This is a genomic window from Acinetobacter sp. WC-743 (assembly GCF_000335555.1).
Taxonomy (GTDB): Bacteria; Pseudomonadota; Gammaproteobacteria; order Pseudomonadales; family Moraxellaceae; genus Acinetobacter; species Acinetobacter bereziniae.
On sequence record NZ_AMFQ01000018.1, the window covers coordinates 1 to 14144 of the forward strand.

7 protein-coding genes, 2 tRNA genes and 3 rRNA genes are annotated in these 14144 nt (G+C 41.7%); 6 read left to right on the plus strand and 6 right to left on the minus strand.

Annotated features, from left to right (window positions below; genetic code table 11):
- The first annotated feature begins 161 nt into the window (after positions 1 to 161).
- The 6 genes from ACINWC743_RS02570 (at position 162) to ACINWC743_RS02595 (ending at position 6219) form a co-directional block, all read left to right on the plus strand.
- Positions 162 to 1699, plus strand: a 16S ribosomal RNA gene (locus ACINWC743_RS02570).
- A gap of 59 nt (positions 1700 to 1758) precedes the next feature.
- A tRNA-Ile gene (locus tag ACINWC743_RS02575) sits at positions 1759 to 1835 on the plus strand.
- 44 nt (positions 1836 to 1879) lie between these two features.
- Positions 1880 to 1955 (plus strand) — tRNA-Ala (locus tag ACINWC743_RS02580).
- Positions 1956 to 2313: 358 nt separating this feature from the next.
- Positions 2314 to 5204 (plus strand): 23S ribosomal RNA (locus tag ACINWC743_RS02585).
- 237 nt (positions 5205 to 5441) lie between these two features.
- Positions 5442 to 5556, plus strand: a 5S ribosomal RNA gene (rrf, locus tag ACINWC743_RS02590).
- The 16S, 23S and 5S rRNA genes sit together here with 2 tRNA genes alongside, the layout of an rRNA operon.
- Positions 5557 to 5907: 351 nt before the next feature.
- A complete protein-coding gene (locus ACINWC743_RS02595; protein ID WP_009584326.1) occupies positions 5908 to 6219 on the plus strand; it encodes an ankyrin repeat domain-containing protein in 312 nt (103 codons plus the stop codon).
- Positions 6220 to 6460: 241 nt separating this feature from the next.
- On the opposite strand, the gene ACINWC743_RS02600 is transcribed toward ACINWC743_RS02595, so the two are convergent.
- From ACINWC743_RS02600 to tssH, 6 genes are read right to left on the minus strand one after another with little or no spacing between them, the layout of a single operon-like run.
- Positions 6461 to 7444 (minus strand): M15 family metallopeptidase, encoded by a 984-nt coding sequence (locus ACINWC743_RS02600; protein WP_004832269.1) that lies wholly within the window; start codon positions 7442 to 7444, stop codon positions 6461 to 6463.
- Positions 7441 to 8019 (minus strand): hypothetical protein, encoded by a 579-nt coding sequence (locus tag ACINWC743_RS02605; RefSeq protein WP_009584306.1) that lies wholly within the window; start codon positions 8017 to 8019, stop codon positions 7441 to 7443. The genes ACINWC743_RS02600 and ACINWC743_RS02605 overlap by 4 nt, the downstream gene beginning before the upstream one ends.
- Before the next feature lie 10 nt (positions 8020 to 8029).
- Positions 8030 to 8833 carry a type IVB secretion system protein IcmH/DotU gene (gene icmH, locus ACINWC743_RS02610; RefSeq protein WP_004832265.1) on the minus strand — a complete coding sequence of 268 codons (804 nt, stop codon included), beginning with the start codon at positions 8831 to 8833 and terminating at the stop codon, positions 8030 to 8032.
- A gap of 12 nt (positions 8834 to 8845) precedes the next feature.
- The gene (gene tssK, locus ACINWC743_RS02615) at positions 8846 to 10210 is read right to left on the minus strand and encodes a type VI secretion system baseplate subunit TssK (protein WP_004832262.1); all 1365 of its coding nucleotides are present in this window, start codon (positions 10208 to 10210) and stop codon (positions 8846 to 8848) included.
- A 6-nt stretch (positions 10211 to 10216) separates the two neighbouring features.
- Positions 10217 to 11326 (minus strand): type VI secretion system protein TssA, encoded by a 1110-nt coding sequence (gene tssA, locus ACINWC743_RS02620; protein WP_009584296.1) that lies wholly within the window; start codon positions 11324 to 11326, stop codon positions 10217 to 10219.
- Positions 11327 to 11343: 17 nt separating this feature from the next.
- Positions 11344 to 14022 (minus strand): type VI secretion system ATPase TssH, encoded by a 2679-nt coding sequence (gene tssH / locus ACINWC743_RS02625; RefSeq protein ID WP_009584272.1) that lies wholly within the window; start codon positions 14020 to 14022, stop codon positions 11344 to 11346.
- Positions 14023 to 14144 lie beyond the last annotated feature (122 nt).

Genomic DNA, 14144 nt, shown 5'->3' on the forward strand with positions numbered 1-14144 from the left:
TGATCATTAAGAGAATATGAAGAACAACTTGTGTGGATTTTTACTGATTGATTGATCGAAATATTATCATTGATTGTTGGTTTAAATTACTCGAAGTTTATTTGAGAGAATTTGTCAGTAATTGATGAGCCAGAATTGTGACCTTAAGTCACTAATGATTTTAACTGAAGAGTTTGATCATGGCTCAGATTGAACGCTGGCGGCAGGCTTAACACATGCAAGTCGAGCGGGGGAGATTGCTTCGGTAATTGACCTAGCGGCGGACGGGTGAGTAATACTTAGGAATCTGCCTATTAATGGGGGACAACATCTCGAAAGGGATGCTAATACCGCATACGCCCTACGGGGGAAAGCAGGGGATCACTTGTGACCTTGCGTTAATAGATGAGCCTAAGTCGGATTAGCTAGTTGGTGGGGTAAAGGCCTACCAAGGCGACGATCTGTAGCGGGTCTGAGAGGATGATCCGCCACACTGGGACTGAGACACGGCCCAGACTCCTACGGGAGGCAGCAGTGGGGAATATTGGACAATGGGGGGAACCCTGATCCAGCCATGCCGCGTGTGTGAAGAAGGCCTTATGGTTGTAAAGCACTTTAAGCGAGGAGGAGGCTCTTTTGGTTAATACCCAAGATGAGTGGACGTTACTCGCAGAATAAGCACCGGCTAACTCTGTGCCAGCAGCCGCGGTAATACAGAGGGTGCGAGCGTTAATCGGATTTACTGGGCGTAAAGCGTGCGTAGGCGGCTTTTTAAGTCGGATGTGAAATCCCCGAGCTTAACTTGGGAATTGCATTCGATACTGGGAGCTAGAGTATGGGAGAGGATGGTAGAATTCCAGGTGTAGCGGTGAAATGCGTAGAGATCTGGAGGAATACCGATGGCGAAGGCAGCCATCTGGCCTAATACTGACGCTGAGGTACGAAAGCATGGGGAGCAAACAGGATTAGATACCCTGGTAGTCCATGCCGTAAACGATGTCTACTAGCCGTTGGGGTCTTTGAGACTTTAGTGGCGCAGCTAACGCGATAAGTAGACCGCCTGGGGAGTACGGTCGCAAGACTAAAACTCAAATGAATTGACGGGGGCCCGCACAAGCGGTGGAGCATGTGGTTTAATTCGATGCAACGCGAAGAACCTTACCTGGTCTTGACATAGTAAGAACTTTCCAGAGATGGATTGGTGCCTTCGGGAACTTACATACAGGTGCTGCATGGCTGTCGTCAGCTCGTGTCGTGAGATGTTGGGTTAAGTCCCGCAACGAGCGCAACCCTTTTCCTTACTTGCCAGCATTTCGGATGGGAACTTTAAGGATACTGCCAGTGACAAACTGGAGGAAGGCGGGGACGACGTCAAGTCATCATGGCCCTTACGACCAGGGCTACACACGTGCTACAATGGTCGGTACAAAGGGTTGCTACCTAGCGATAGGATGCTAATCTCAAAAAGCCGATCGTAGTCCGGATTGGAGTCTGCAACTCGACTCCATGAAGTCGGAATCGCTAGTAATCGCGGATCAGAATGCCGCGGTGAATACGTTCCCGGGCCTTGTACACACCGCCCGTCACACCATGGGAGTTTGTTGCACCAGAAGTAGGTAGTCTAACCGTAAGGAGGACGCTTACCACGGTGTGGCCGATGACTGGGGTGAAGTCGTAACAAGGTAGCCGTAGGGGAACCTGCGGCTGGATCACCTCCTTAACGAAAGATTGACGATTGGTAAGAATCCACAACAAGTTGTTCTTCATTGATGTATCTGAGGGTCTGTAGCTCAGTTGGTTAGAGCACACGCTTGATAAGCGTGGGGTCACAAGTTCAAGTCTTGTCAGACCCACCAAGTCTACTGAACACAGAAGAGCAGATATATTAAGATCTTAAGCTGGGGACTTAGCTTAGTTGGTAGAGCGCCTGCTTTGCACGCAGGAGGTCAGGAGTTCGACTCTCCTAGTCTCCACCACTACTACGCAGTTACCTGATTAAAAAAAGATTGATTATAGAAATTAATGAACTGAAGTTTATAGAGTTTATTAACTTCTGTGATTTATCACAGTGAACTACTCGCTGACGAGGCGGTAGAGAATCATTAACAGAATATATTTGAGTTGAAATAATTGTTTAACTCGTTTTATGAAGCTTAACAAGCAATTGTTAAAGCGGAATGAAATGAGAACTAGCGATAAAACTGAATCAAGCGTTTTGGTATATGAATTAAATTGAAGCTGTACAGTGATTAAGTTCACAGGCAACAAATAGAAGTGGTTAAATCCACATTGTTGATCCTCCTTGTAGGGATTAACGACTGTTTGGGGTTGTATAGTCAAGTAATTAAGTGCATGTGGTGGATGCCTTGGCAGTCAGAGGCGATGAAAGACGTAATAGCCTGCGATAAGCTTCGGGGAGGCGGCAAATATCCTGTGATCCGGAGATTTCTGAATGGGGAAACCCACTTACCATAAGGTAGGTATCGCATGATGAATACATAGTCATGCGAGGCGAACGAGGGGAAGTGAAACATCTCAGTACCCTTAGGAAAAGAAATCAATTGAGATTCCCTCAGTAGCGGCGAGCGAACGGGGATCAGCCCATTAAGTTATATGTGTATTAGCGGAAAGCTCTGGGAAGTGCTACCGTAGAGGGTGATAGTCCCGTACACGAAAGTGCACATATAATGATGACGAGTAGGGCGAGGCACGTGAAACCTTGTCTGAATATGGGGGGACCATCCTCCAAGGCTAAATACTCCTGACTGACCGATAGTGAACCAGTACCGTGAGGGAAAGGCGAAAAGAACCCCTGTGAGGGGAGTGAAATAGATCCTGAAACCGCATGCATACAAGCAGTGGGAGCCGACTTGTTCGGTGACTGCGTACCTTTTGTATAATGGGTCAGCGACTTATATTCAGTAGCAAGGTTAACCGTATAGGGGAGCCGTAGAGAAATCGAGTCTTAATAGGGCGTTTAGTTGCTGGGTATAGACCCGAAACCGGGTGATCTATCCATGAGCAGGTTGAAGGTTGGGTAACACTAACTGGAGGACCGAACCCACTGTCGTTGAAAAGCCAGGGGATGACTTGTGGATAGGGGTGAAAGGCTAATCAAACTCGGTGATAGCTGGTTCTCCCCGAAAGCTATTTAGGTAGCGCCTCGGACGAATACCATAGGGGGTAGAGCACTGTTTCGGCTAGGGGGTCATCCCGACTTACCAAACCGATGCAAACTCCGAATACCTATGAGTACTATCCGGGAGACAGACTGCGGGTGCTAACGTCCGTAGTCAAGAGGAAAACAATCCAGACCGCCAGCTAAGGCCCCAAAATTATAGTTAAGTGGGAAACGATGTGGGAAGGCATAGACAGCTAGGAGGTTGGCTTAGAAGCAGCCACCCTTTAAAGAAAGCGTAATAGCTCACTAGTCGAGTCGGCCTGCGCGGAAGATGTAACGGGGCTAAAACTATATGCCGAAGCTGCGGATGTATACATTGTATACGTGGTAGGGGAGCGTTCTGTAAGCCGATGAAGGTGTGTTGAGAAGCATGCTGGAGGTATCAGAAGTGCGAATGCTGACGTGAGTAACGACAAAACGGGTGAAAAACCCGTTCGCTGAAAGACCAAGGGTTCCAGTCCAACGTTAATCGGGGCTGGGTGAGTCGACCCCTAAGGCGAGGCCGAGAGGCGTAGTCGATGGGAAATTGGTTAATATTCCAATACTTCTGTGTAATGCGATGAGAGGACGGAGAAAGTTAAGTCAGCCTGGCGTTGGTTGTCCAGGTGAAAGGTTGTAGGCATGCATCTTAGGCAAATCCGGGGTGCTCTATGCTGAGAACTGATAGCAAGCGAGTTTACTCGTGAAGTGGCTGATACTATGCTTCCAGGAAAAGTCTCTAAGCTTCAGTTACACAGGAATCGTACCCGAAACCGACACAGGTGGTCAGGTCGAGTAGACCAAAGCGCTTGAGAGAACTCTGCTGAAGGAACTAGGCAAAATGGTACCGTAACTTCGGGAGAAGGTACGCTGCTGACGGTGATAGGACTTGCTCCTTGAGCTATTGGCAGCCACAGAAACCAGGCCCCTGCAACTGTTTATTAAAAACATAGCACTCTGCAAACACGAAAGTGGACGTATAGGGTGTGATGCCTGCCCGGTGCTGGAAGGTTAATTGATGGGGTTAGCGTAAGCGAAGCTCTTGATCGAAGCCCCAGTAAACGGCGGCCGTAACTATAACGGTCCTAAGGTAGCGAAATTCCTTGTCGGGTAAGTTCCGACCTGCACGAATGGCATAATGATGGGGGCGCTGTCTCCAGCAGAGGCTCAGTGAAATCGAAATCGCCGTGAAGATGCGGTGTACCCGCGGCTAGACGGAAAGACCCCGTGAACCTTTACTGCAGCTTGACATTGAACTTTGATCTTACTTGTGTAGGATAGGTGGGAGGCTTAGAAGTAGCGACGCCAGTTGCTATGGAGCCATCCTTGAAATACCACCCTGGTAATATTGAGGTTCTAACTCTGTCCCGTTATCCGGGACGAGGACCATGTCTGGTGGGTAGTTTGACTGGGGCGGTCTCCTCCTAAAGAGTAACGGAGGAGTACGAAGGTGCGCTCAGCGTGGTCGGAAATCACGCGTAGAGTATAAAGGCAAAAGCGCGCTTAACTGCGAGACCCACAAGTCGAGCAGGTACGAAAGTAGGTCTTAGTGATCCGGTGGTTCTGTATGGAAGGGCCATCGCTCAACGGATAAAAGGTACTCTGGGGATAACAGGCTGATACCGCCCAAGAGTTCATATCGACGGCGGTGTTTGGCACCTCGATGTCGGCTCATCTCATCCTGGGGCTGAAGCAGGTCCCAAGGGTATGGCTGTTCGCCATTTAAAGAGGTACGCGAGCTGGGTTTAGAACGTCGTGAGACAGTTCGGTCCCTATCTACCGTGGGCGTTGGAAATTTGAGAGGATCTGCTCCTAGTACGAGAGGACCAGAGTGGACGAACCTCTGGTGTACCGGTTGTGACGCCAGTCGCATCGCCGGGTAGCTATGTTCGGAAGGGATAACCGCTGAAAGCATCTAAGCGGGAAGCCTACCTCAAGATAAGATTTCCCTAGGACTTTATGTCCTCTAAAGAGCCGTTGAAGACTACGACGTTGATAGGTTGGATGTGGAAGTGCGGTGACGCATGAAGCTGACCAATACTAATTGCTCGTGAGGCTTGACTATACAACACCCAAGCAGTTGTATTGAAGCATCATTTGATTCATAAAAGATCAAAGAAACTTGATTTAGTTGTAAAGCTAGTTACATGAGCGAGGAATAAACAAACATTAATTATGTTTGTCCGAGCGCAAGACATAAAGCTATGCTTTATGTTAAAATCAACTCAAATGTTCTTCTGTTAAACTCATTTGGAACAAAGTAAGGCATACCCATAAGACCCGAAAAAGTCCATAACAGTTTGCTGGCGACAATAGCAAGAGTGAACCACCTGATCCCTTCCCGAACTCAGAAGTGAAACCTCTTAGCGCTGATGGTAGTGTGGGGTTACCCATGTGAGAGTAAGTCATCGCCAGCTTTTAATTCTTAAAACACCCTCAACTAAAATGTTGAGGGTGTTTTTTTATGCGTAAAGAAAAGTGAAAAAGTCCCATAAAAGAATAATATAACTTGAGTTCAATGTAATCATATATTTAACTTATTGAAAATAATAAAGCTCTGCAGAGCCTTATAGAAGTAGTCCTGCCTCAAACAGTTGCGGATGACGTTTCCGAGTATCATGTTTTATCAAGATTTTTATATCGAACTCAGGTTAATATAGGATGAAAATGATAAGTCTGTGAGGGTTTACTTCCTATAGCACAGAAAATTAACATCTAATGCAAATAGTTTGATTACAATAGCCGAATACAAAGTATCAGGTGATCTTATGAAACTGAACTCATTCTCTCCCATTTCTAATGATGATGAAGAACTTTATCTTCCTGAACTGGTGTTTGCTGCTTCACTTGGCGATATTGAACAAGTCGAACAGCTTTTATCACAAGGGATTGATGCCAATCAAATGGATGAAGAAGGTTATAGTGCATTACACGCTGCTGCTGAAAATGATCATTTAGAAATTGTAAAGTTATTAGTGAGTCAGGGTGCAGATGTCCACTATAAAGCACAGTATACTGCTTTAGAGTTGGCAGAAATGGCTGGAAATAAACAAGTAGTGGCGTACTTAATACACTTTTAAATAAAATAAGCTGATAAAAAAGAAAACCCCATCATCCTGATGGGGTTTTCTTCGTATTGGTGTGTTAGATCTGACTCCTGTCGAATCTCACGTTCCTGATGCTCAGACACTTGGTTATTGTTGTTTTGTCTGGGAAACTTCCTGTTCCCTATGAGCATAGAATATAAAATTGATCACTAATCGTATAGATGACAATCGCTGTGATTGTTGTAAGCAATTTCCTACAACAATAAACTTTTCATTAATTGACCTCAATATTATTTGCCATAAGACCTTTACCTTGTGCTTCTGCAATTAAGCGTTCAGCAGATTCACGGTTTTTACGTAGCCCAGGCATTCGAAATTCAGTATGACCATAGTCATGAATTCTTGTCCAGCGACCACCCCAGGTTAAACCTACGGATTCAGCGACAACACCATACAGTTGATAACCTTTCCAAGCCCATGGATCACGTTCAGAAATCACTACTTTGCCATCACGTTTAAAGGCTACATCAGCAGCTAAACCAAATTGATGATAACTTTGATACGCTTTTGCTAAAGTGGTTGCTGTATTGCCTGATAAACGTGTTTGACGTTCAGGGCTACGATAACCTTCTAAAAGAACCATTTCATAACCGTGACGTTCTTTCATGATTTTAAAGACCATCAGCAAACGTTGCTTATAACTTGGATGCATTTTGTCCCATTTACGGTCAACCATTGCCGTATCAAAACTGCTTCTCTGGTCCCCAACTCCTTCGTTATCAATCGCTGATGGATTTACACTTGGGAATTGATGATTTGGAAGTGGATTTTCTCTCTCTAGGATTTGAGCTTGCACAATTGCGGCATCAATTAAGCTGTCATCAACAGCAGGCGGAGGGCTTAAGACCTCACCATTAAGCAATGCATAGATTTGTGGATCTGTCTGTCTTAAGTATTCTGCTTCTACTTTTGTCGGGTCAATGGGTCGAGTAAAGGCAAAAACTAAAATACTGGAAAGCAGAAAAAAACCTGCAATCAAAATCCACCATTGTTGTAAATGCCAATGGGTCTGAGTTTGATGTGCAGAAGCTGCTTGGTTCATTTGCTCTGCGAAATGTTTTGCAGAGGCTAGTTTTTTCTTACCCTGTGGTAGCAGTGCTTTTAAATAGTCTAAAGTTTTGTTTCTGATCTCATAAGACATTAAAAAAGTAAGACCAATCACCAAAAAGAGAAAACAAATAACAACAAACAAAATCATGGTTTGTTTTCTATCTCTTTTCTTTCTATGGTCATTTTGACAGTCGCTTCAGGAGAGATCTCTTGAACTTCTTCCTTTTTCGCTGGAGCTTCTTTTTCAGCTGCTTTTGCCTCAACTTTCGGTTTGGCTGTTGCAGCGGCTACAGGTTTTGCAGGTACAACTGGTGGTTTAGATGCTACTGCAGGAGCAGGCTTCACTTCTGGTTTGAGCATTTGTTCAAATGGTGAGCCGCTCTTTGGAACTGGTTGAGGTGCAGGCTTATTTTCATGTTTGAAAATTTGATTAAAGTCTTTCTCATTAATATGTTGTTTATAAGCACCAGCGCTTTCATCATGTTGATTGTTTGTAGCTTCTTCAGTATGCGCTTGTACATCTTGTTCTTGTACAGCGGATGTTGTTTCAACTGAGTCAGTTACAGTTTCAGGCTGGTTAAAATTGATAAAAATAAAGAAAAAGATCGCTGAAAGGATGATCCCGGTTAATAAGCCAAGTAAAAAGATTGATGATTTTCCCCAAGTTTTTTTAACAGGCTTACTTTGTAATATACGAATAGATGTTTGCTTTTCTTGTGTCATAATTTTACCGTCAAGGCAATAGAATCGTGATATGCGCTTGTTCTGCTGGCGCTGCAATTACATTATTAAATTTTGCAAGCGAAGCATCTTCATTCTTATTCAACATAATTTTTAATCCTGCAAAAGCAAGCACTGCAAATAACAACAGGAAAATTAGAATCCAAACAAAAGGTAATTCTCGATGAATAATATTTTTGATCTGATCAGGTAGCGCAGCAAAAGGTGAAAAAGCAGCTTTTTTACCTTTTAAGTAATCAATTTCATCACCGACTCGTGCGACTAAGTGATTTAAACTCTCAATAGATTCAATACGATACTTACCTTGAAAACCGAGCAATAAGCAATAATGATAAACTTCGAGTGACGCGAGTCTTTCTTTACCACGGGCACGAATCAGCTCTAAAAACTCAAAAAAACGATAACCCGCCAGTTGTGAACCGAACAGGGTCAACTGTAATGGGCTGATTAACCAATGATTTTGTAGATTGAAAAAAGAAGGATCTTGTTGGGTAACAATCGTTTCATCAAGTAAAGCGCAATAGGCATACTTTGCGTCTTGAATATCTTCTGCTGAAAACTGTAGTTTCTTGGCTTGATGTTCGAAGCGATTGAGTAAATCTAAAATCTTCTCTTTAAAGCGATCAGCATTTTCAGGAACGTACTGATTTCTTAATAAAAAGACGATATAAAAACCGTCGTGCAAAAGATCAACCAAATTGGTTGCTTGTGTATTTTTAGTCGGTTGAGGTAAAGAACCTGCCCCAATTTGTCCATCATCAAACAGTGAAGGGGCGATATTATTGTTCTGACTCATTTGCTCATCCTCTTAACCGTTCATCACTGCGATCAGCTCAATACTGATATCTTGGAAACCTGCTGGTACATAAATACAAATGGTTTCAGAATCAAGCATACGCTGATACATCTCGTGGTGTGGCTCAATTTCAAAATAGCTCACCCCTGATCGTACTGGAATGGCCGTTGGAATTTGTACCAAATGATGAATTGGAATTGCAGGAAGTGCTGCAACAACACGTTGTTCTACATCTACCGTATTACCAACTTTGAAACGTAAAGGTACGATTTGAATCAATTCGTGTGTCTGCATCATACCACTTGAGACTGCGATATAAAGTCTTGATTCTTTAGTAATTTTATCGGTTTCTAAGCTACCGACCCAATACGATGGACGAATTTCTTTCAATGCGATACTGATATAACGACTTGAAATAATCGTATCTAACAGTTCACGTAAGATTTTATCTAATTGAGTAAAACTATCTTGCAAGTTGTGATGTTGATATTGTGGTAAATGCTCAACTTCATATGCGGTAGAGAAGGTGAGCAATGAACCTGTTAAACGTAACAACTCAAAGAACAATTTCTCAGGATGAATCTGAGGATTTTGCAAAAGATGGTTTAATGTTGCATGAGCAGTATTGAGTGCATTCACCAACCAGAAAGACACAATATCTCCCGATCTAAATTCGATCAGTTTCTGTTCATTTTCACGGTTATTGGTTTGAATCATTTTGATTTTGGCACGAACAACATTTAAAGTTCGTTTCAAATTCGCCAACAGGGTTTCATTCGACTGAATATGTAAAATTGGCGGAATATATTTTGAATCAATTTCAAAATTACCTGAACTATGACGTTTGATTTTTCCAATCGCTAAATACAAAAAGCCATCTAAATCCTGATTCGGATCAGCTTGAATATCAAAAAGTTTGAATTCAGTACGACGTCTCAAAAAAGTAATTTCAGCAGGTGTTGCATCTGTAAACAGATCATGTGTTTCATTCAAATAAGAATGATAGCGTGCAGGTTGCTTATCCTGATCATCTGAAATGTTTTTCTTATTGGGTTGTAAGATCGGCAATGCTAAATAAATGAGCATTTCACCACGCAAATTCAATTCATCCAATAAGATCGGTTGTGGCAAAAGATCTTTAGCAGGTGCTTGATATATCTCGCCATCCTGCCAAATCATATCAATGTGTTCTAAAGCCAGTACATGTGTACCCAATTGAGTTTCGTCAAAACGAAGATTTTTAATCCCATAAGGATAGGGAATAGTAGAACGAACGGTATGATTTAAACGTTGTTCTTGATAGGTATCTTGTAGTTGGAAATGCTGTGGTCTTAAAAATAAACCTTCACCCCAAAGAACTTTTTCAGCTTTAAACATATTGGATTACCACTCAGAAGATTCATTATTTTGGTTGACGCCCAGTAATTCTTGAATAGAATCAAGGGGATTATCATTTTTAATGACTTGAGTTAACCATTCGTGTAAAGGCATTTGACTCCATTTAATGGTTTTTTGCAGCATATAACTTACAGGGCTATGTGGTTCATTGGTTTGAAAATAATCAGCAATATCTTGTAAAACACGCATTGCCTGTTCACGGTTCTGTAAGTGACTTTGAGGTTGTGGCTGAAAACTTTGTGTTTGAACCACTGGAGCTGCATAGGACTCTGTAGCTGTTGCAATGGGTGTTTGAACTTGAATATCTGTATTTTCCATAGGCGCTGTATTGGTGTTGCTGCCAAAAGATTCTGCTTTATAGATTTTTTTTAGATTCATTTGAATATTTTCAAGTTGAGAATCTACATTGGCAAAACTTGGCGCTTCCAACTCCATCAAAGAATCGAGCACTTGTTTAATGATATTCCAATGCTGCAAAATTTCCTGAAATTGCTGATAATTTTGATATTGGAATGTCCGAGATGTATTGAATAAAGCTTGGTTGAATTGGTCTAATTCTAGTGATGCTTCCACACTATCAGAATCTTCAGCTTGCTTACGACGCACATTTTGCAAATGTAAAAATTTTTCGTATTGGGCAAGAGAGTAGAATGGTTGAATGTTGATGAGTGGAACATTCTTGATCAAGCCGGGTAATTGTGTAGTGAAGCCTTGTAGCAACCCGAGACGTTGATCTAAATCATCATCTTCAATTTCAGGATGGAGCTTTAACCAGAATTGCTCTAAAACGCGATGGCTCAGTTCTAGCCCTTTAATTAAACCTTCAAAACCATATAGATTTGTCCAAGCTTCGGTCAGCCAAGTCAGTAAACGGATATCCTTAGTTTTATCTGTTAATAATTGAACAGATTTTTCAGCAACAAATGACCAATCCGCTTGCTTAGGTTCAGAGATCCAATCCCCCTGATCTAATAGTGGATCATCATGTGTTCGTGCTTTTTTTATTTCATGAAACTCATTGGAAAAAGATAAATCTTCTCCACATGGATGATCATCTGAAATAGGTTTTAGTAAGGTATCTAAATTAATATCCATTCTCTATACTCGTGAATTTAAGCTTCCACAACCTTTGGCTTCTTACTCGATTTCTTCTTTGCAGATTTGGCTTGTGGATCTAAAAGGTAAATAATTTCATCATCTTTGGTGTCGATATGAATCAATTTAGGAATTTTTTGTTCTGCTAGCGCGACCAACATTTCTGTTGCTAATGCAGGTAAGACAGAAGCATTTAAAATATTGTCAACATTACGCGCACCACTATCCACCTCTGTACAACGGCTGAGAATTAACTCGATCAAATCATCGCTATATGTCACTTTGGTTTCGTATTGTTTTTCGAGTCGTGCAGTAATTTTGCCAATTTTATGTTCAATAATTCTGACCAGAAGATCATCATGTAATGGGAAATACGGCACAATCCGCATACGACCCAAAAATGCAGGTTTAAATTGTTTATATAAACTTGGTTTAAGTTGCTCGGTAAGCTCTTCAGCGCTTGGCCACTCTTCGACAGGCTGATTTAAACATGCCTGCATAATGGCGTTTGAACCTGTATTGGAAGTCAACAAAATCGTGGTATTTTTAAAATCAATAACTCGACCTTCACCGTCTTCAAGTGTTCCTTTGTCGAAAACTTGGTAGAACAATTCTTGAACATCGCTATGCGCTTTTTCAATCTCGTCCAGTAAAACAACGCTATAAGGATTACGTCTAACAGCTTCCGTTAATACACCACCTTGACCATAACCTACATACCCTGGAGGTGCACCTTTGAGAGAGGAAACAGTATGTGCTTCTTGATATTCAGACATATTGATGGTGATTAAATGCGATTCACCACCATAAAGTTCATTGGCAAGTGCTAAGGCGGTTTCCGTTTTACCGACACCACTTGGACCGACTAGCATGAAGACACCTTGTGGTTTATTCGGATCTTCTAAGCGTGCTTTCGATGTTTTAATCCCTTGAACCAGCTGATGTAATGCATAATCTTGTCCCATTACCCGTTGTTCAAGTTTTTCTTCCAAGCTGAGAATTTGTTTAATTTCATCATTGACCATTTTCCCAACAGGAATACCGGTCCAATCTGAAATAATTTCATTGATGATTTGTGCATTTACACGTTCAAAAACCAGAGGTTCTTGACCTTGCAGTTCAGCTAAGTTATTACGAAGTTTTAGGATTTCATCTTTATGTGATGCTTGTTCCGTATCGGTACCGCTTTCTAATACTTTGATTTGCTGAATTAAATCCAATTCGGCTTGCCATTGTTGTTCTGTTTCTTGAATTTCTTGCTCAAGTGTATCTAAAGATTGTTTAAGTTGTGCTAAGCGTTCTTCATGAATTGACTCATGCTTATGCTCATTTTCAATGATATTGAATTCTAAATTTAAATTATGTTGTTGAGCTTTGAGTTGATCCAATTTCACAGGTTGGGCATTTTGTGTGAGTGCAACACGTGCAGCCGCTGTATCTAATACACTAATGGCTTTATCTGGGAGTTGACGCCCACTGATATAACGGTGTGATGAATGTACAGCCGTAACAATGGCTTCATCATCAATACGTAAGTTAAAGTGATTTGCCATCACAGGAATCATGGCACGTAACATATCGATAGCCACTTCTTCAGTTGGTTCTTCAACTTTAACCACTTGGAAGCGACGACTCAAAGCGGCATCTTTTTCAAAATACTGCTTATATTCCGCCCATGTTGTTGCTGCAATTGTTCTTAATTCACCACGCGCCAATGCAGGTTTTAACAAGTTTGCTGCATCATTTTGACCTGCTTGACCACCAGCACCAATCATGGTGTGAGCTTCATCAATAAACAGGATAATTGGGTGAGCTGATTGTTGCACTTCTTGGATGACTTGTTTTAATCGGTTTTCAAACTCACCTTTGACGCTTGCACCAGCTTGTAACAAGCCCATATCTAAAGAATGCAGTTGAACATTTTTAAGCGCATCGGGAACTTGGTTTTGTGAAATTTTAAGTGCTAGACCTTCAACTACAGCAGTTTTACCGACACCAGGCTCACCTGTTAAGATGGGATTGTTTTGACGACGGCGCATCAAAATATCCAGCATCAAACGGATTTCGTATTCACGACCAATAACAGGGTCTATTCCACCTTTTTGAGCCTTTTCAGTGAGGTTAATAGTGAACTGATCCAGTGCTGGCGTTTTTTTAAGTGCGGCTGAATGATCACCTGAATCTACTTCAGATTTGGCTTCTTTTTCTGTGGTATTCACGGGAACATTTTCGTTACTGTTCACGCAGATTTCCAAGAATTTATGCTTCATCATATCAATCGGGAAAAGATCAAATAAGCTTGAAGCTCGAAGGGCAATTTGATAGAGGTCCGAGGCAGTAAGTAACGCAACAAGTAAGTGTCCACTGCGAATCACTGAATCTTGTTCAGCTGAAGCAAGCAACCATGCTTGTTCCAGAAGTCGAACAATTGATTTTGAAAAGATTGGCGTTCGGGTATTGCCTTTCGGAAGTTGAGAAATGCATTCTAACAAATCACTTAACAATGCATCTTTTGAAATTTTGCATTTGTTTAGTAATATTTCAAGATCATTGCCATGCTGTTCAAGTAATTTGACAAAAAAATGTTCAATTTCAATTTCAAAATTTTGATGATTTACACATAGATTGGCGGATTGTTCTAAAGCTGTACGTGAAGATGCAGATAACTTTTTAATCAAAACTTTTAAATCGGTCATTTTTGTCTCTCTCAAAAACTTTACTTTGGCACAAAGTCAGTTTTTAATTTTCTAGCCTATCAATTTGGCATTTAAATTAGTATATTAAAATCAAATGTTTAATATTTTTTTAAAAATCTCAA

Excerpts from the sequence above, each read along its gene's own strand:
- tssA (WP_009584296.1), bottom strand. The coding sequence starts at position 11,326 with ATGGATATTAATTTAGATACCTTACTAAAACCTATTTCAGATGATCAT.
- tssH (WP_009584272.1), bottom strand. The coding sequence starts at position 14,022 with ATGACCGATTTAAAAGTTTTGATTAAAAAGTTATCTGCATCTTCACGT.
- ACINWC743_RS02595 (WP_009584326.1), top strand. The coding sequence starts at position 5,908 with ATGAAACTGAACTCATTCTCTCCCATTTCTAATGATGATGAAGAACTT.
- ACINWC743_RS02605 (WP_009584306.1), bottom strand. The coding sequence starts at position 8,019 with ATGACACAAGAAAAGCAAACATCTATTCGTATATTACAAAGTAAGCCT.
- icmH (WP_004832265.1), bottom strand. The coding sequence starts at position 8,833 with ATGAGTCAGAACAATAATATCGCCCCTTCACTGTTTGATGATGGACAA.
- tssK (WP_004832262.1), bottom strand. The coding sequence starts at position 10,210 with ATGTTTAAAGCTGAAAAAGTTCTTTGGGGTGAAGGTTTATTTTTAAGA.
- ACINWC743_RS02600 (WP_004832269.1), bottom strand. The coding sequence starts at position 7,444 with ATGATTTTGTTTGTTGTTATTTGTTTTCTCTTTTTGGTGATTGGTCTT.